At 47.4% G+C, this 16,831-nt stretch carries 19 protein-coding genes; 4 read left to right on the forward strand and 15 right to left on the reverse strand.

Translation table 11 applies throughout. From position 1 onward, the window contains the following. The first annotated feature begins 77 nt into the window (after nt 1–77). A complete protein-coding gene (locus OCV59_RS11015) occupies nt 78–2,231 on the forward strand; it encodes a M28 family peptidase (RefSeq protein WP_147594492.1) in 2,154 nt (717 codons plus the stop codon). 158 nt (nt 2,232–2,389) lie between these two features. Here the strand turns inward: OCV59_RS11015 and OCV59_RS11020 are convergent, their stop codons facing one another. The 13 genes from OCV59_RS11020 to OCV59_RS11080 form a co-directional block, all read right to left on the reverse strand. Next, nucleotides 2,390–2,719, reverse strand: a complete 330-nt coding sequence (locus OCV59_RS11020; protein WP_147594493.1) for a cupin domain-containing protein — start codon at nt 2,717–2,719, stop codon at nt 2,390–2,392. 22 nt (nt 2,720–2,741) lie between these two features. Further along, a complete protein-coding gene (locus OCV59_RS11025; RefSeq protein WP_147594494.1) occupies nt 2,742–3,287 on the reverse strand; it encodes a methylated-DNA--[protein]-cysteine S-methyltransferase in 546 nt (181 codons plus the stop codon). After that, nucleotides 3,284–3,778: a GNAT family N-acetyltransferase gene (locus OCV59_RS11030; protein ID WP_147594495.1), complete on the reverse strand. Its 495-nt coding sequence runs from the start codon at nt 3,776–3,778 to the stop codon at nt 3,284–3,286. The genes OCV59_RS11025 and OCV59_RS11030 overlap by 4 nt, the downstream gene beginning before the upstream one ends. Nucleotides 3,779–3,957: 179 nt before the next feature. After that, on the reverse strand, nt 3,958–4,779 hold the full coding sequence (locus tag OCV59_RS11035; RefSeq protein ID WP_262584358.1) for a YoaK family protein: 822 nt from the start codon (nt 4,777–4,779) through the stop codon (nt 3,958–3,960). Between the two features lie 295 nt (nt 4,780–5,074). Next, complete coding sequence (locus OCV59_RS11040; protein ID WP_147594496.1) at nt 5,075–5,896, reverse strand: urease accessory protein UreD; 822 nt, start codon at nt 5,894–5,896, stop codon at nt 5,075–5,077. A 12-nt stretch (nt 5,897–5,908) separates the two neighbouring features. Then, a complete protein-coding gene (ureG, locus tag OCV59_RS11045; RefSeq protein ID WP_147594497.1) occupies nt 5,909–6,532 on the reverse strand; it encodes an urease accessory protein UreG in 624 nt (207 codons plus the stop codon). A 27-nt stretch (nt 6,533–6,559) separates the two neighbouring features. After that, nucleotides 6,560–7,246, reverse strand: coding sequence for an urease accessory protein UreF (locus tag OCV59_RS11050; protein ID WP_147594498.1), 687 nt, complete (start codon nt 7,244–7,246; stop codon nt 6,560–6,562). A gap of 15 nt (nt 7,247–7,261) precedes the next feature. Then, nucleotides 7,262–7,744: an urease accessory protein UreE gene (locus OCV59_RS11055; RefSeq protein WP_147594499.1), complete on the reverse strand. Its 483-nt coding sequence runs from the start codon at nt 7,742–7,744 to the stop codon at nt 7,262–7,264. 74 nt (nt 7,745–7,818) lie between these two features. Then, the gene (gene ureC / locus OCV59_RS11060) at nt 7,819–9,537 is read right to left on the reverse strand and encodes an urease subunit alpha (RefSeq protein ID WP_147594500.1); all 1,719 of its coding nucleotides are present in this window, start codon (nt 9,535–9,537) and stop codon (nt 7,819–7,821) included. A 1-nt stretch (nt 9,538) separates the two neighbouring features. Continuing rightward, entirely contained in the window at nt 9,539–9,913 is a 375-nt protein-coding gene (locus OCV59_RS11065) for an urease subunit beta (RefSeq protein ID WP_147594501.1), read from the reverse strand. A 12-nt stretch (nt 9,914–9,925) separates the two neighbouring features. Beyond that, nucleotides 9,926–10,285, reverse strand: a complete 360-nt coding sequence (ureA, locus tag OCV59_RS11070; RefSeq protein WP_147594502.1) for an urease subunit gamma — start codon at nt 10,283–10,285, stop codon at nt 9,926–9,928. An 18-nt stretch (nt 10,286–10,303) separates the two neighbouring features. Next, a complete protein-coding gene (locus tag OCV59_RS11075; RefSeq protein ID WP_147594503.1) occupies nt 10,304–11,671 on the reverse strand; it encodes a sigma-54 interaction domain-containing protein in 1,368 nt (455 codons plus the stop codon). 99 nt (nt 11,672–11,770) lie between these two features. After that, nucleotides 11,771–13,120 carry a Na+/H+ antiporter NhaC family protein gene (locus OCV59_RS11080; protein ID WP_262584360.1) on the reverse strand — a complete coding sequence of 450 codons (1,350 nt, stop codon included), beginning with the start codon at nt 13,118–13,120 and terminating at the stop codon, nt 11,771–11,773. Nucleotides 13,121–14,048: 928 nt separating this feature from the next. Between OCV59_RS11080 and OCV59_RS11085 the strand changes: the two genes are divergently transcribed. Genes OCV59_RS11085 through OCV59_RS11095 form a run of 3 tightly spaced genes read left to right on the forward strand, consistent with a single transcriptional unit; the run spans nt 14,049 to nt 15,787 of the window. Next, complete coding sequence (locus tag OCV59_RS11085; RefSeq protein ID WP_147594505.1) at nt 14,049–14,654, forward strand: type IV toxin-antitoxin system AbiEi family antitoxin domain-containing protein; 606 nt, start codon at nt 14,049–14,051, stop codon at nt 14,652–14,654. Further along, nucleotides 14,647–15,546 (forward strand): nucleotidyl transferase AbiEii/AbiGii toxin family protein, encoded by a 900-nt coding sequence (locus tag OCV59_RS11090; protein WP_147594506.1) that lies wholly within the window; start codon nt 14,647–14,649, stop codon nt 15,544–15,546. Before OCV59_RS11085 ends, OCV59_RS11090 begins: the two co-directional genes overlap by 8 nt. A gap of 10 nt (nt 15,547–15,556) precedes the next feature. Continuing rightward, the gene (locus tag OCV59_RS11095; protein WP_262584362.1) at nt 15,557–15,787 is read left to right on the forward strand and encodes a DUF6680 family protein; all 231 of its coding nucleotides are present in this window, start codon (nt 15,557–15,559) and stop codon (nt 15,785–15,787) included. Here OCV59_RS11095 and OCV59_RS11100 read toward each other — a convergent pair. Next, nucleotides 15,738–15,947 carry a type II toxin-antitoxin system PemK/MazF family toxin gene (locus OCV59_RS11100; protein WP_317240483.1) on the reverse strand — a complete coding sequence of 70 codons (210 nt, stop codon included), beginning with the start codon at nt 15,945–15,947 and terminating at the stop codon, nt 15,738–15,740. The genes OCV59_RS11095 and OCV59_RS11100 overlap by 50 nt on opposite strands. Nucleotides 15,948–16,044: 97 nt before the next feature. Continuing rightward, entirely contained in the window at nt 16,045–16,626 is a 582-nt protein-coding gene (locus tag OCV59_RS11105) for an RNA polymerase sigma factor (RefSeq protein WP_147594507.1), read from the reverse strand. Between the last annotated feature and the right edge of the window lie 205 nt (nt 16,627–16,831).

A 16,831-nucleotide genomic window follows, 5' to 3' on the forward strand; every position in this document is an offset into this window, starting at 1 on the left:
TCACTGGGTTCGGAAAGGAGGTATTATCTGCCCAGATACCGACAAGCACTGATATTGATAAATTAGGAGGATATTATATGTTAAAAGGGAATAAGTATAAAATCACGGCTCTCCTCATAGTCATGGCCATGCTCGCGACATGCGTGCTGACAGGCTGCGGAGAGAAGAAAACGATGTCTATGGGCAACGATGTCAGCGCTTTTGTTGATAACATCGATATGGACTACGCCTATGACGTGACCAGCGATCTCGCATACAACAAAGACCTGTTCTCTAATGAACACGGTTTCCGTAATGCGGGAAGCGATGCTGAACAGAAGACTGCCGACTATCTGATGGAAATGATGGAGGATCTCGGTCTCGAAGAAGTCGAGAAGATACCTTTCACTGTGGACAAATGGCAGTTCAACGGAGCGACGCTGGAAATGAACGGAGTCGACAAGATGGAGCCGGTCTCATATGCATCGTACGGAACTGATGCCGACGGCATCACGGCAGAAGTCGTTGACGTCGGCGACGGCACCGCTGCAAATTACGAAGGAAAAGACGTCACAGGCAAGATCGTCGTAGCCGGCATCGACCAGTGGAACAACTACTGGATCAATCTGCCGCTCGAGGAAGCGAACCTGCACGGCGCAGCTGCTATCGTAACATATGCGACAGGTGGATATTCACAGGTCTCTGACGATGCGATAAACATCCAGGATATCTGCACCAAGCCTTCGATCCCTTGCGTGAGCGTAAGCAAAAACCAGGGTGAAGCGCTTATCAAGGCAGCAGAAAAGGACGGTGCCACTGCCACACTGATCGTCGACAATGAACTGCTCCTCGACGAGGGGACTTCATATAATGTAGTCGGCAAGATCAAGGGCAAGAGCGATGCACAGCAGATCATCATGTCCGGTCACTACGACATGTATTTCAACGGATTCCAGGATGACTGCGCAGCGATCGGCCTGATCCTTTCAGTTGCAAAGGGAATGCTGGACTCAGACTACAAGCCTGAAAACGACATACTGTTCGTATGCCACGGCGCTGAAGAGTGGGGAGCTTCGGGTACTGAGTTCGACTGGGCCATAGGCTCATGGGAACAGATCAACACAGCCCGTCCGGAATGGGCGGAAAAGACTATCGCTGTATTCAACTTCGAGCTGCCTGCATATGAAGATGCTGCAGAACAGGCACAGATCCGATGCGTGCCTGAGCTCCGCGACATGGTGAAGACATATGTTGCAGACAGCGGTTTCGCGATGGAAGCCGAAGGTGACATATATCCGAAAGGAACAAACGAGCAGTCAAAGGATACCGGCACTTACGATGACAATATCTCATACCGTTTCGCCGGCATACCTACGTTCACCAACCTTCACAACTACGGCAACGGCTGGTATCTCGACAATTATCACACAGCGTGGGACAACAAGAAGACTTACAACGAAGATGTGATGAAGTACAACATCGGCACTTACGGAAGTCTCGCGATCATGGTCGACAAGACTCCGGCGCTGCCGCTCAACTTCGAGCAGACTTACAGTGATCTTAAGGAATCGCTTGACGAAGATGCTGCAAAAGCTGCAGGTGTCGATGTCGATGCATTCAATGAAGCTCTCGAGGGGTTCAAAGAGGCCGCAGTCGGATACAACAAGAAGATCGATGAGATCAACAGCCGTTACGAGACTGCCGCTGCTGACAATGACAAGGCTGCCATGAAGGAGGCAAGAGCTGACGGACAGGAGCTGAACAAGACGACTCTGAAGATATTCAAGGAGATCCAGGATCAGCTCATCTGGGTATATCTGTCAGCTGACGTGACTCAGAAACACGGTATCGTTCAGGAAAACGTATCGACACTGAGCAGCATGATAGATGCGCTCGATGACGGCGTCCTCACGAATAAAGACGGTACAGGTGCTTTAGATCTCGCGGCATCGCTCAACGGCGGACTTGAATGCGGATTCTATGACTTCAGCAGTGATATCGTAGTTGAAGAGATGGAGACCTACACGGAAAGCACCAATCCCGGAAATCTGTTCTGGGGAAGCGGCAAGATGCCTGTCCTTGCAGAGACTTATGAAGCAACGCTTTCACTCCTCTCGAAGGACAAAGGTGCAGACTTTACATCAGAAAAGGAAATATACAGCAAAGCGCTCGAATCACAGAAAGCGGTCTACAAACAGTACGTTACTGAAGAGACCGACGCACTCAAAGCGCTGACTGAAATGATGAAATAACTCTATTATATCTACCCTGGGAGACTTTGTTCCAGTGTCTCCCGCAAAAAAGACCGGCTGGCATTTTCCGCGCGGAACACACTCAGGTTCCCGGAAAACGCCGGCCGGTCTATTATCGTTCTGCAGACCACAGCCTGCAGACTTTACATAAAAATGATCTAAAATACCACTACGAGCAGCATCTTGAATTTTTCCTGACCGTAAACGGCATGCGGATGCTTTGCAGGCATCACGATGGACTCGCCTTCATGGAGTTCATACGGTTTGCCGTCTATCGTTATCCTGCCGACTCCGTCGAGACATGTGACGAATGCGTCGCCGCCCGATTCGTGCGTGCTGATCTCTTCGCCCTTGTCAAACGAAAACAGTGTGACGCTCAAAGCCGGATTCTGTGCCAGCGTTCTGCTGACTACCTGTCCCGGCTGATATTCCACCTGGTCTTTCAGCACCATTACTTCTGCTTTGCTTATATTCTTCATTCCGCTCATCGTTTGTTCCTCTCGTCTCATTCTATAGCGCTGTTCCCTTTTTAGGGATAAAAAGGCCTGTCATATCTGCACCCTCGAGCCTGAGCAGCGCCGTCTTCTTATCTATCCCGCCGGCATATCCCGTCAGGCTTCCGTTCGTGCCGACTACTCTGTGGCATGGTATTATCAGTGACACCGGATTGTGACCTACCGCACCGCCCACGGCCTGTGAAGACATGCTTTCGAGCCCGCGCATCTGTGCGACGTGCTTTGCGATCTGTCCATATGTCATAGTTTCTCCGAACGGTATCTCAAGCATTATCTCACATACCTGCCTTCGGAACTCTGTCATATGCTCTATAGCCAGCGGTGGTGTGAAGCCCGGATCTCTGCCTGAAAAGTAAATGTCCAGCCAGCGCTTCGCTTCCCCGAGTACCGGCATTTTCTCTGCTTCTTTTTCCTCATACTGCTCCGGCAGCGTATCACCGAAGTATTTCTGCCCCTCGAACCACAGTCCTGTCAGCGCTTCTCCGTCGCACGCGACGACTATGCCGCCCAGAGGCGAGCTGTATTTCAGTGTGTATATCATCCTGCAGCACCTCCTGCCTTCTGCTGTATCGGCATCACCATAAAAACATCTGTGAACGGACTTTTGTTATACCTGTCCGTCATGACGAACCCTGCCTTTTCATACAAAGCGATCGCTTTCCTGCTTGACGACATCGTATCGAGATACATCGCGCTGTAACCGGCTTCACGCGCCTTGGAAACAGCTTTCTGCAGCATCATGTATCCGAGTCCCCGCCCGTGATACTTTTCAAGAAGATACACGGACTTCAGCTCGCATCTGCCTGCTCCGAGATCCCTGACCGCTATAGTGCCTATCAGTTTGTTTTTCCCGGTACTGCGGTCGAACATGCACCAGAAATATGCGAAATTCTTTTCGATATCCAGATACAGGCTGTGCCGCTCCTTCAAATCGAGTGTCCGCCCTGACTGCGGCAGACATTTCTCCAGAAACGGGATCACGAACTCCTCGTATTTTTTGTCAAACGCTTCTATGATAAATGCTTCGTTCATCTACAATGATCAGCCTTCTTTCGTTTTCGGATTTTCTGCAGTCTGCTGCAAAGCCGCAGCGTACCTGCATTCTGCGCTTTTGCATGCTCTGCAGATGTAAGAATTTTATCAGACTATTCGTTTATTGGCAATATCTTTACAATCAGTTGTCCGGTTCCGGCTCTGCTCCCGGTGCTGCCTCACTGCTTCCTGCCGTAATGTTCTACCATGCCGCCGTCTTCTTTTATCATTATCACGAATGTGATCATATAGATGATCACCGGGCAGATCAGCGCCCACTCCGGAAAATGGTTTGACGCTGCGGTCCCTCCGACTGCGCCTGCGATAAATGCCAGTATGACTCCATAGTAGCAGCGGTATTTATGCCTGTAATACGGATCCTTCGTCTCAATATAGCAGTAAAGCGCTTCCGTACCGCTTCTGAGATTTCCTGTGCACATCGTCGATGCCACTCCGTGTCCGTGCACGCGCCTGAAGCTGTGCACCTGGAGCGAGCAGACGAATGCGATCATGATGTTCACGACCGGATCCAGATGTCCGTGCGGTATGAACATGGCGACCGTGATTATTGCGATCTCAAGCAAAAGCATGCCCTGTCTCCAGTGCAGAAAGCCTGCTGTTTTCTGTCGGCGCCGCACCGTCTCTGTCATCATTATCCCCGCTGCAAAGGCAACGATCGGGATCGCTGATGTCAGCGCACGCTCCCACTCCATCTGACAGAGATGCAGGCTGAACAGCACGATGTTTCCTGTCTGCGCATTTGCAAAGACTCCTCCTCTGCAGATGTATGTGTACGCATCGAGAAATCCTCCGGCCAGTGCCAGCAGCGAGCCTATCAGTACCGTCTCCGACATCTGTATCCTTGTCATGTACGACGTATCTTTCGAACTTTCCGCACCTTCCAGCGCTTTCGTGTCAAACTTCTTTTTCCCCTCTATATTACAGGCATCTGCCCTTTCTGCTTTTTGTATATCCATACTGCAGCTTTCCCGCTTTTCCATGATGATCTGCCTCCTGCCGCCGATGCGGCGCTGCCGCATCGGCTTTTCTATCGGTATATTATGCCACTATGAGCATGCGCTATCAAGAGGGTTTTACGTAAAGTGACCTGCAGTTTTGCGCAAAATAACTGTTCACGAGTTTCAGACTGTTCGTGTTTCTCTGATGCGATACCGGTCTCTTGCCAGTAATGCGGCAGATTGCCTCCTTTTAAATCAAACAAAAATATCGCAAACTGTGAACGAATCACAGATCGCGATACTTTTACTATCATACTGCTGCTTTCCGCGGACGTGATCAGTACTTCCTCACACGTACAGCGCCCTTGCCGATGAGCTCACGACGCAGGATATCCCATATGCTGTATACGAAATCCTTTATGGCTATCATATCAGTACCGGTGAAACGCACTGTTATGATCCTGCCGTCCACCAGTCCGGCTGCAGCCTCTATATCACTGTCATGCTCCGCTGCATTCAGTCTGCCACATATCCCCTCAGGGATAACCGGTGCATATGCATACACCGTGCCACTGCTGAGTTTTCCCTCCAGCAGCCCTCTCCTTGCAGGATCCATGGTCCCCGGAGTCATTCGGCAGCTGTCATACAGCTTAAGCTCGTCTTCTATATATATCCTCGTCTTCGAAGAATATATGTCATAATCGAAGATTTCGTTCCTGGATGTCCTGCCTGCTGTCACGATATCCGACGCGATCAGTACAGAATCATTTTTAAGCATGAACACACTGTCCTGGAACGAGCTGGACTGTGCGAAAGGCACATTGTATTCCGGCAGGTATTCGAGAGTTGCTCCGCTTCCCACCGAGAATATATTTTCCACTTCCGCATGACCTTCATCCATCCTGTAGAATTTGGTGCTGGACGGCGTCGTTATGAAAACATCAGCACCGTCCTCGACGGTCACCTCCGTCAGCAGTCTGTCATGCTGCAGCACGCCTCCTCCCGGATTCAGGAAATACACGAAAGCTGTACCATCCTCTTCCTGATAGTGCGGCATCATTATCTGCAGCGGAAGTTTGAAATACTGCCTTGACAGATGTGTCCTGCCGTTGTCTTTCCTGCTGAACACAAGGGACAGCTCACCTGTTGGTTTGTTCATATCAGCCTCCCGTCATTCCTGCAGAGGCTCATCCTCGAACAGGACATCTTCCTTTATCCAGCGTATCACCTCATCGAGACCGGTGCCGTCGAACAGGTTCGTGAAAACGAAAGGCTTGTCGCCACGCTGTATCTTCGTGTCTCTCTCCATAACACCAAGGTCACTGTGGACATACGGTGCTATATCTATCTTGTTTATCACCAGCAGATCGGACTTGGTTATCCCCGGCCCGCCTTTTCTCGGGATCTTCTCGCCCTCACCGACGTCTATCACGAAGATCAGACCGTCCACCAGCTCAGGGCTGAATGTAGCTGCAAGATTGTCACCGCCGCTTTCAACGAATATCATGTCCAGATCATCGAATCTGTCCAGCAGGATATCTATGGCGTCCAGGTTCATGGAAATATCCTCTCTGACAGCTGTATGAGGACAGCCGCCGGTCTCCACGCCGATGATCCTTTCCTCCGGAAGAGCCTCCGCCCTTGTCAGGATCAGTGCATCCTCCTTGGTGAATATATCATTTGTTATGACTGCTATCTCATATTCGTCCCTCAGCCTTTTGCACAGTTTCTCTATAAGTGCGGTCTTACCGGAACCCACAGGCCCGCCTACCCCTATACGAACTGGTTTTCTCATAAGTCATTCTCCTTTCCGAAGGTTTCTCTACGACATGTAAAGTCTCACGCCCAGGGTCTCATGCCGGATACCGGCTATGTCCAGTGCCGGGCAGAAATTAGATATTTCATCAACGCCGGTCTTCATACATATGTCCGACACATGCTCCATCAGCTGTCCGGAATCGAACAGTATCTTCTGTGCTTCGGTGTTCCCCAGGGGTATCAGCTTCAGAGCGCTCTGCACCAGTGAATTGGCAGTGCTGAACACATATGCCCTCACCGCACCATCCAGCCCTGTATCCAGTCTCCCGCAGACTGCACCGTAGATGACAGGATAGGAGATGCCTCTCCTGCCGTAAATATCATTCAGATCTTTTATCAGCTGGTCTTCCGTCATGTCTGCAGCTATCCTGAGCAGAGCCTTGCCCATCCTGAGAGCCGATTCACGGCTTTCACCGGTGACTTTAACCGCACAACTCAGCATTTCCAGTTCTTTCAGGGCCGTAAGATCCCCGGCTCCCGCCAGACGGTAGGCCTCGCATATCAGAGGTCCCTCGCAGCTGCCCACCGTATATTCCAGGTACACCTCCATGAAATCGCCGAATGTGCTGCTGTCGCATATCTTTCCTTCCGATACATATGTCTCCAGCCCCCAGGACTGGCTGAAGCCTCCGGAGGGGAAGGTCCCTCCCGCAAGCTGCATCAGATAGAATATATTGTCTGCTTTCTTCATATCGTGTCTCCCGCTTCATTCATGGTGATGGTGATCATGTCCGTGATCATGGCTGTGGCCGCCTGTCATCTGGTTCGCCCGTTCGCCGTCCAGCCTGCAGGAGCATCTCGTGTACGTCACGCCGATGCTCTTTATGAGATTTTCCATGATGGGATCGTATGGCACCAGTATCCTGTCCTCGCAAAGGTACGCGCTCTGGTGCATGTTTCCTATATTGAATGCGGTCTTTGCCCACTGCATATTGCCGGAGGGACGTATGTCCAGTACATCTTCCGGTATCAGATCGACAGCTATGAGCTTTTCATCATCCGCATATATCACTGCTCCGCAGAAAAGATGTTCTCCGTGCTCCAGCGACAGTCCTATGACAGTGCCGTCCTGGCTCCTGAGTTTCTGGTGCGGCTTTGCCATATCGTAATGATCCAGCATCACCCTGTCGACTCTCAGCCCGCTGTTTTCATAATCGCCGAGCTTTCCTGTTATCCTGTCTATGATCATGTTCCCCTCCGTGTATCACCGGCATGCCTTCCACATCTGCCGGTGGGTGAATCATCATGCTGTGCAATCAAGCCCTATCTGAAGAAATATCTGTGACACAGGCATACTTCTTCTGCCGGCTCGCATGTTATATGTTCACCGTCTATGAACACTTTGTATGTCTCCGGATCGATCTCCACCTTAGGGCAGTAGCTGTTCCTTACCATGTCGGCCTTGGTGAGATGTCTTGTATTCTTCACCGGCAGCAGTTTGTCCTTTGAAAACGGCACTTTGTCTCCAAGACCTGCGTCTATGGCTGCCTGGGTCACGAATATCTTGTTGAACCTTCTCATAGCGCTGCCGCATGCCGAATACTGTTTCCTGTAGAGCATCGGCTGAGCCACTTCGATGGCTGCATTCACATCACCTGACGCCGAATATGCCACAGAACCGCCTTTGAACACCAGCCACGGCTTTGCACCGAAGAATGCAGGATCCCATACGCAGAAATCCGCCAGACGTCCCGGAAGGAGCGATCCTATGTATTCATCTATACCGAAGACCTTCGCTGCATTGACAGTGTACTTGGCCATGTAGCGGAGTATCCTCTCATTGTCGTTGTCTCCCTTTTCTTCAGGCAGCGGGCCTCTCTGCTTCTTCATCTTCGAAGCCATCTGCCATGTTCTCAGCACGGTCTCTCCGACTCTTCCCATTCCCTGTGAATCCGAGCCGTGTATCGATATAGCCCCCATATCGTGGAGGACATCCTCTGCAGCTATAGTCTCTCCTCTTACACGGGAGTCTGCAAAGGCAACATCTTCAGGCACCTTAGGGTTCAGATGGTGCACTGCCATTATCATGTCCAGATGCTCTGCTATGGTATTGACAGTGTACGGATTGGTGCAGTTCGTTGATGACGGTATTACGTTAGGCTCTCCGACTACTCTCATGATGTCAGGAGCATGTCCGCCACCTGCACCTTCAGAGTGGTATGTATGTATCGTTCGTCCGCCGAAAGCTGCTATGGTACTTTCCACGAAACCGCCTTCATTGAGGGTATCGGTGTGTATCTGGACCTGAAAATCCATCTTGTCTGCAACATCCAGACAGCATCTTATAACTTCCGGAGTCGCTCCGAAATCCTCGTGTATCTTCATTCCTATGGCGCCGTTCAGAGCCTGTTCAACGATGGCGTCAGGCAGACTGGAATTTCCTCTGCCCAGGAAACCTGCGTTGACAGGAAGTTCCTCGTGAGCCTCTATCATCTGTAGCAGATGGTAAGGTCCCGGCGTCTCCACGCTTGTAGTCTTGGCGCCGCTGCCGCCTCCCAGCATGGTGGTGATGCCGTTGCTCAGAGCCTCCCATGCCTGGGCAGGTGATTCGAAATGCACGTGCACATCGATGCCTCCCGGCGTTATTATAAGGCCTTCTGCCGAAACGACTTCTGTGGCGCAGCCTACGATGAGTCCCGGCGTTATATCCATAGTATCAGGATTTCCCGCCTTGCCTATGCCGACTATCACGCCATCCTTTATGCCGATGTCGCCCTTTACGATACCGATCACAGGATCTATTATTACAGCATTGCTGACACATACATCCAGCACACCTTCGTCAGTGGTCTTTCCTGCCATGTTGCCCATGCCGTCTCTGTCTGTCTTGCCGCCGCCAAAGAGTATCTCGTCTCCGTAGCATGATGCGGCGTAGTCTTTCTCTATCTCAGCGATAAGCCCTGTGTCTGCCAGATGTATCCTGTCACCCACTGTAGGGCCGTACATATCGCAGTATTCACGTCTCGATAATGTTACTGCCATATCATTCACTCTCCTTTACCTTTGCGTTCATCTTCTCCACAGCTGCTTTTCTCACTTCAGGGTCATGGACATTGCCCATGGTCATCCCCATGAATCCGTAGAGATTCTCATCTCCCTTGTAAGGCACCAGCGTCACCTTCCTGTCTTCGCCGGGTTCAAAACGAATGGCGTTGCCTGCCGGTATATCCAGATGATAGCCGAAAGCTTTCTCCCTGTCGAATCTCAGTGCGATGTTCGCTTCAAAGAAGTGATAGTGCGAGCAGACCTGTATGGAACGGTCTCCGGTGTTGTTCACCACCAGCTCTATAGTGTCCCTGCCTTCATTGATGATGACAGGATCATCTGCGAATATGAATTCTCCTACACGGTATTTCATGATCTGCCCTCCTTAATAATTCATCGATACCAGCTCAGATACCGGAACTGCGTCTTCTCTCTTCTCGAGACGGATCGGCTCCTGTACTGAAACCAGCTTGTTGCCGTCAGGGAACATCACTTCCAGCTGTATTACAGGAAGCATCTCCTGAGTCCCTTCCATGACGTCTTCTTCCGTGATTATCCTGGAGCCCAGCTCCACAAGGTCGTATATGGAATCCCTGCCTTCTCTGGCTCTTTCCAGAAGCTCATCACAAATTATTGACATGGCTTCGATATAGTTCAGCTTGACGCCGCGCTTCCATCGCCGTCTCGATACTTCGGCAACATTGAACATAATGAGCCGTTCCTGTTCTTTGACAGTAAGTTTCATACAAATACCTCCCGGATCTTAAAATTCCTGTTTTATGCCTAACCTTTTCATCTTCTTATACAGCACCGGTCTTGCGATGCCCAGATACTCCGCAGCTCTGGACTTGTTCCCGTCAAAGTGCTCCAGCACATTGATGATGATCTCCTTCTCGGCACTGTCTCTTGCCTGATCTATGATGCTTTTCCCGTTCTCAGGCCGCCATTCGCTGATGCTGCCTCCTGCAGGTTTCTTCGCTATCCCGAAATCCTCCGGGTGCAGGATATTGTCACTTGAAAAATTCATGGCACGCTCCACTGCGTTCCTCAGTTCCCGCACATTGCCGTACCATTTCCGCCGTCGCAGTATATCGAGAGTTTTGCTGTCTATGCCTGAAACACTGCTTCCCATCTGTGCATTCATCTCCTCTATCACTGAACCTGCGATAAGCTCTATATCCTCCGGTCTTTCACGCAGAGGCGGTACACTCAGCTCAATGACGTTGAGTCTGTAGTAAAGATCCTTCCTGAATTTCCCCTGACTTACAAGATGAGCAAGGTTCTCGTTGGATGCAGCTATGACCCTTACATCCACCGATACTGTCTCTTCGCTGCCAAGACGCTCGAACTCCATTTCCTGGAGGACTCTCAGCAGTTTGGGCTGCATGGACATCGGCATCTGATTTATCTCATCGATGAACAGTGTTCCTTTGTCTGCCAGTTCAAATTTACCCTTGCGTCCCTCTTTACTGGCTCCGGTAAAAGCCCCTCTCTCATATCCGAAGAATTCAGACTCCGCCAGTGATTCCGGTAATGCCGCCGCATTTATCTTTATGAAACGCTTCTTTCGCCGGCTGCTCAGGTTGTGGATCGCATGTGCCACCAGTTCTTTGCCTGTGCCGGTCTCACCTGTGATCAGCACGGTGGACGATGATCTTGCCGTCGTCAATATTTTTCTCTTCAGTTCCTGTATGCACTGTGATTCTCCTATTATATTGTTTATGTTATACTTCGTACTGACCAGATCGCTCAATTCACTTGTCAGATCCTTGAGTTCCTTATCCAGGAACCGGCTGTATTCTTCCGACAGCTCATACAGCATTTCCGAACGCTGTACAACATCATATTCCATGAGACCTGCTTTTCTGCCTCCGTCATAGATCGGCACATGCACCGATATGCCGATTCCCATATATGTATTGTAAAACACGATCACCGGTTCGTCCTTATCGAGATTTTCCAGCATCTTCGTCTCCGGAAAAACATCTCTGATATGCCTCCCTATGATCTCTTTCTTCGCGATCTGGAAATAATCAGCGCACTGCTGATTTACATAAAAAACGATGCCATCCATATCGATCATGACAAGACCCGGAAGCTGTTCAAAATATTTCTCCATATAATCATACATATATCACTCACACCTTTTCGATTTGTCCTGACTCAGATATGCAAAACAGAAACTGTTCAGAGATGCGTTGAAAGACGCCTTCTCTGAACAGGATAACATCTAAAACACGAATCCGGCAATAAGATATATGATAATACTGACAATTATAGCCGGTACAGCCATAGGAACACCGGTCTTCAGGAAGTCGTTATTCCGTATCTTCGTCAGACTGCAGGAGAGGGTCACTGAGTCGCCGTAGAAGCATGTGGTGCTTCCTGCTGCGGCTCCGGCTATAACTGCACCGATAGTCAGATACATGTTTGCGTCCAGCTGCTGAGCCAGCGGCAGCATGATCGGGAAGCATACTGCAGCCATTCCCCAGAAGCTTCCTGTAACGAACCCCAGCACCATGAGTATAACGAATGCGATCGCAGGCAGCGTATGTACGCTGATCACATCTACAACACTGTTTACGACATAAGGTGCAAGACCAAGTTCATCGTTGGCATTCTGAAGAACGAAGGCACTGATAACGATGGCTGTGCAGACGAACATCTCTTCGAAGCCTCTGCATATGGAGTCGAAGGCTTCCGTGAATCCCAGAAGCTTCTGTGGTATGTAAAGCACGAAGCAGAGAACGATACCCAGGATCAGTCCGTACATGAGCTCCTGTGTATAAAGTGCAACTGCGATGACACCCGCCATAGGGATGATGAAGTTCCATGCGCTTGTCTCTTTCCTGCTTTCTTCTTCAGATTCATTCTGTTCTGCAAGATCCGGCGGCAGGACGAGTCCTTCCTGCTCCGCACGGAGCTCTGCCTTTTTCATAGCGCCGAAAGGCTTTATTATCCTCAGCTGATAGAGCAGTACAAATATCAGTGATACCCATGCGAAGAACATGAATGGAACTGATTTCACCAGTTCATTGAACCCTGCACCTGTTCCCAGTCCCAGCGTGCTCTCTATCTGTCCTGTCATGAACACACCCCACAGTGACATCGGAACGATAACGCAGGTCGCACAAGCAACAGCATTCACCGAGAAAGCATACATCTCTCTGGACATATGGTTCTGATCAGCGATCTTGCGGTTCGAAACACCTGCTGCCAGTACACTGAAGTAGTTGTCCAGGAAGAACACTATCCCCATTACCCATGCCATGACGCCGGCTTTTTTCTTGGTGTTCGCAACTTTGAGTCCCAGTCTTGTAAAACCTGAAGTCGCATTTGCTTTTTCAAGCAAATGAATAAAGATGCCGAATAAACCGAAAATAACTACAAAATAAGCTGATTCACCAAGCTCTCCGTAAAGTGAATCAAGATATGCCACTACGAAATGCTGCTTGTCCAGTATGATATATCCTACCAGAGCTCCGCAGATCAGTGGCTCTACCGCTCTCTTGGTTATGATCGCTGTAACGATGGTAACCAGGACCGGCAGCAGACTGATGATGCCATAAGTACTATCCATTAGCAAACTCCTTTCACAAATCATAAAAGTAACAGGTATGCCTACTATTATAGCAACAACTGTGCCATTTATCCAAAATTCTGAAAACACTGAAATTCAGCCATTCCTGATTTCCGACAAAAATCGACAAGTGTCATCTAAATGTTACACTCACCTCATCTGTTCGCCGGACACACTGCAATTACTTGTTTTCAACTATGTGTAATCTTAAAGTTACACAGTCGTTCGTCGCTCACAGTCACGTATGTATCCCTGCCCATTCACATGTTCCGCGTTATGAAACCCTGTATCTGTGATGTAAAAGCGCTTATCTTGACTATTATGTTTTTCCGAATTATCATTTGATCGACAGAAAAACTAACATTACATGAGCAGCGAGCAGAGTCCAGAAGTCCTTGATCTCGAATTCCCGCAACCCGCAGCGCTGATCCCCATCGCCTTGCCAGCAATGTGGCTGCTGTCCCTTATCATCTGTTATCGTCAATAATGCGTCAAACCAAAAAATCAAAAATCCCGAACCGTTGAATTTCCAACAAGTTCGGGGCCCATTTACTTAAATTCCTATTCCCACTCGTTACCGAAAGACTAAACTTAACGCATTTTGTTTATAAAACGTATCGTGTAGTCTTCGTAGTATTTTGATAATCCATATTATCATACCTGTACGACGAGAATTTATCATTTTCTTATCAGGTGCGATAAAACCGATGGTTGCAAGAAAGGAATCATTGCAACCGGATTGATTTTACAATTTATATTATACTTGATTTCTTTTTATTTTGCAAGATGTATTTTAATTTTACGCACACATTTCAAAAAATGTGCTTAAAATTTAATTGATTTTTTTAGTTGTCTCAGGTATAATAAAATCAGCACACAATTACGTGTTCTCTGTGCGTGAATTTTATTAAAGAAAGAGGGTGAATGAGTGAATCTTCAAGAGCGAGCAAAAGAAGTGGTTATATACAATAATGGTATTGCAAAATCTGCCGACTTTGTTGATGCCGGAATCAGAGCTGTTGATGTCGTAAACCTGTGTAACGCAGGCTTTCTTAATCGTGTACGACACGGATATTATCAGCTTGCCGAACAAGATATTTCTTCAGAAGAACAATTGCTTGCAACACTCATTCCAAAAGGAATAGTTTGTGTTGAATCCGCATTGTTTCACTATGGTTATAGCGACTTTGCACCACGAAAATGGTCAATAGCTGTGCCTCGTTCAATGTCAAGAACAAAGCTAAAAGTCGATTCGCTTGCTATTCAAGCTTATTATATGCAGCCCGAGTTGTATGAACTTGGGAAAACCACCGATAACTTCAATGGGGTTAATCTGCCTGTATATGACCGTGAGCGAACAATATGTGATTGTTTCAAATATCGTTCCAGATTGGATAACGAAATTTTTAACAAGGCTATTAACGCTTATGTAAAAGACGACAAAAAGAATCTGAATAACCTTTCTGCTTATTCCCAAAAATTGCGTGTGCATAAAAAGGTTACCGAACTGATGGAGGTGTTGCTGAATGGCTGATATTGCAGCGTCTGTGCTTACTCGATTAAAGAATAAGGCGCAAGCAAGTGGAAGAAGTTATCAACTTTGCTTACAACTTTTTTGTCAGGAAGAATTTTTGCGCAGACTTGAAAAGTCAAAATACGCAGAAAATTTTGTTCTCAAAGGCGGATTGTTTATCTATTCGCTTACCGAATTTGACAGCAGAGTTACAGTCGATGTTGATTTTTTGCTTCGACAAATGCCGAACACTCCTGAACAACTGCGAGTTGTGCTTGAAGAAATTATCGCAGCACCTACTGAAAATGAATTTGTTACATTTAAGATAACAGATGTTGCTCCCATTGCTGTTGCAAAGAAATATGCCGGTATCGGTGCATCGCTTGTTGCACACATCAAGAATACAAGAACACCTTTCAGCATTGATTTCGGCATTGGCGATGTAATTGTCCCAAAGCAGGAAAAGCGAAAAATTCCTACACAGCTTGACGATTTTGCTTCTCCGACGGTAAATACATATTCGCTGGAAACGACAATTGCCGAAAAGCTTGATGCAATTCTCGATTTAATGGAATTTTCAAGCCGAATGAAAGATTATTATGATATTTATTATCTTGCCAATAAGTTTGATTTTGACGGTGCAACGCTGACAAAAGCACTTAAAAAGACTTTTGAAAATCGTGGACACGCCTTTACGATAGAACAATTTGAGCAGGTTATGGCTTTTGCCGAAAATGATGCAATGCAAAAGAAATGGAAAGCATTTTGCAGAAAGATAGATACTAAAACCGATGATTTTAACACAGTGCTGAAAACTATCAAAGCATTTTTGATAGAGCCGTTTATAGCAGCGGTTGAAAATAAAGAATTTGAAGAAAAATGGACTGCCGCTGATGGCAGGTGGAGAAGATAGGAGAACAAAAATGGAGCTTAAAGATATTTTGAATTTAATAGCTATATTTATAATTCCTGTAGTTGCTGTTATAGTTGGACAACATTTGCAAAATAGAGCAGAAATAAGAAAAGATAAAATGCATATTTTTAAAGTACTTATGACTTCACGAATATATGGTTGGACACAAGAAAGCGTACATTGTCTTAATATTATTGATATTGTATTTGCAGACGACAAAAAGTTCGTGATCTCTTTTTAATCACACTTGTAACAGCAGCCACAATCACAGTCGGTGCATTTTTCTTATAATCATCTGCCTGTACCACTAGCACCGGACGTTCTCCACTCTGTACGGAACCTACTCTGTTTCCAAAATCGTAATAGAATAAATCTCCACGATTGATCATTCTTTCTTTCATATGTAAAACCTCGCTTTTCTTATCGTCTAATTTGTCATTTTCATCCGGAATGAAATAACCCTCTCACTTATTTGGAATTAAAAGTGCTTTTGACACCCTATTTTCTGAAAAAGTCTCCGAATATTTTTTCAACCTTCTTCTTTGCTGCAAGAATATGTCTGTCGACAACCTGATGTGCAACACCTTCTGCTTTGGCAATATCCCTTGCACTTATTCCATCTACATACCGCATTACCAAATACTTATGCTGCTTCTCTGTAAGACTCGCCATAGCTGTAACAAATAAACGCATCTTTTCTTCGGCTCGTCGATTGTAATAATCGTCCATCTCCTGCTGTTCTATAAAATCAGGTACGGATACCTCTGAATGCATATTCTCAGTAGTTCCATCATCATATCCAAAGGCATCGCTATTGTTATTCTGGCGTTTTCTGTACTTATCCTCATTTCTGTTGTATGCCTGTATCGCTTTTCCCTGCTCAACAGAAAGCAATACGAATGGTATGTACTTCTTCACTTCATCTGGATATTTCTCAAACAGTTCCTGCTCTGATAATTCAGACACAATCGCCCATTTCTCCTGTCCGATATAACCTGTGTACTCGTATTTGAGGTTGATGAGTTTACAATCCTTTGCAAAAAGTTCTTTCTGCTGTGTTGCTGTATATGTATTTTTCATTTCCGTAATCTCCTTTGATCTGAATTTTTGAATTTGCTCGTTTCAAAAATTCGGAGATCACGGATACTGAGGTGTACCCCAAAAAGTGGAGTCGAAAAAAAGATGATATAATAGAGACGATACGGAGGTACACTATGGCACGATCAAAGTATTCAAGAGGATTAAAAATCAAAGTTGCAAAAGAAGCAATGCTGCCGGAAAATCA

Origin of the sequence: Brotomerdimonas butyrica, from assembly GCF_025567305.1 — a bacterium.
Lineage (GTDB): Bacteria > Bacillota > Clostridia > Peptostreptococcales > Anaerovoracaceae > Lentihominibacter > Lentihominibacter butyricus.

Excerpts from the sequence above, each read along its gene's own strand:
- OCV59_RS11020 (WP_147594493.1), bottom strand. The coding sequence starts at position 2,719 with ATGAGCGGAATGAAGAATATAAGCAAAGCAGAAGTAATGGTGCTGAAA.
- ureG (WP_147594497.1), bottom strand. The coding sequence starts at position 6,532 with ATGAGAAAACCAGTTCGTATAGGGGTAGGCGGGCCTGTGGGTTCCGGT.
- OCV59_RS11035 (WP_262584358.1), bottom strand. The coding sequence starts at position 4,779 with ATGGAAAAGCGGGAAAGCTGCAGTATGGATATACAAAAAGCAGAAAGG.
- OCV59_RS11015 (WP_147594492.1), top strand. The coding sequence starts at position 78 with ATGTTAAAAGGGAATAAGTATAAAATCACGGCTCTCCTCATAGTCATG.
- OCV59_RS11095 (WP_262584362.1), top strand. The coding sequence starts at position 15,557 with ATGGAGCTTAAAGATATTTTGAATTTAATAGCTATATTTATAATTCCT.
- OCV59_RS11090 (WP_147594506.1), top strand. The coding sequence starts at position 14,647 with ATGGCTGATATTGCAGCGTCTGTGCTTACTCGATTAAAGAATAAGGCG.
- OCV59_RS11030 (WP_147594495.1), bottom strand. The coding sequence starts at position 3,778 with ATGAACGAAGCATTTATCATAGAAGCGTTTGACAAAAAATACGAGGAG.
- OCV59_RS11080 (WP_262584360.1), bottom strand. The coding sequence starts at position 13,120 with ATGGATAGTACTTATGGCATCATCAGTCTGCTGCCGGTCCTGGTTACC.
- ureA (WP_147594502.1), bottom strand. The coding sequence starts at position 10,285 with ATGAAACTTACTGTCAAAGAACAGGAACGGCTCATTATGTTCAATGTT.
- ureC (WP_147594500.1), bottom strand. The coding sequence starts at position 9,537 with ATGGCAGTAACATTATCGAGACGTGAATACTGCGATATGTACGGCCCT.
- OCV59_RS11055 (WP_147594499.1), bottom strand. The coding sequence starts at position 7,744 with ATGATCATAGACAGGATAACAGGAAAGCTCGGCGATTATGAAAACAGC.
- OCV59_RS11075 (WP_147594503.1), bottom strand. The coding sequence starts at position 11,671 with ATGTATGATTATATGGAGAAATATTTTGAACAGCTTCCGGGTCTTGTC.
- OCV59_RS11100 (WP_317240483.1), bottom strand. The coding sequence starts at position 15,947 with ATGAAAGAAAGAATGATCAATCGTGGAGATTTATTCTATTACGATTTT.
- OCV59_RS11105 (WP_147594507.1), bottom strand. The coding sequence starts at position 16,626 with ATGAAAAATACATATACAGCAACACAGCAGAAAGAACTTTTTGCAAAG.
- OCV59_RS11065 (WP_147594501.1), bottom strand. The coding sequence starts at position 9,913 with ATGAAATACCGTGTAGGAGAATTCATATTCGCAGATGATCCTGTCATC.
- OCV59_RS11040 (WP_147594496.1), bottom strand. The coding sequence starts at position 5,896 with ATGAACAAACCAACAGGTGAGCTGTCCCTTGTGTTCAGCAGGAAAGAC.
- OCV59_RS11025 (WP_147594494.1), bottom strand. The coding sequence starts at position 3,287 with ATGATATACACACTGAAATACAGCTCGCCTCTGGGCGGCATAGTCGTC.
- OCV59_RS11050 (WP_147594498.1), bottom strand. The coding sequence starts at position 7,246 with ATGAAGAAAGCAGACAATATATTCTATCTGATGCAGCTTGCGGGAGGG.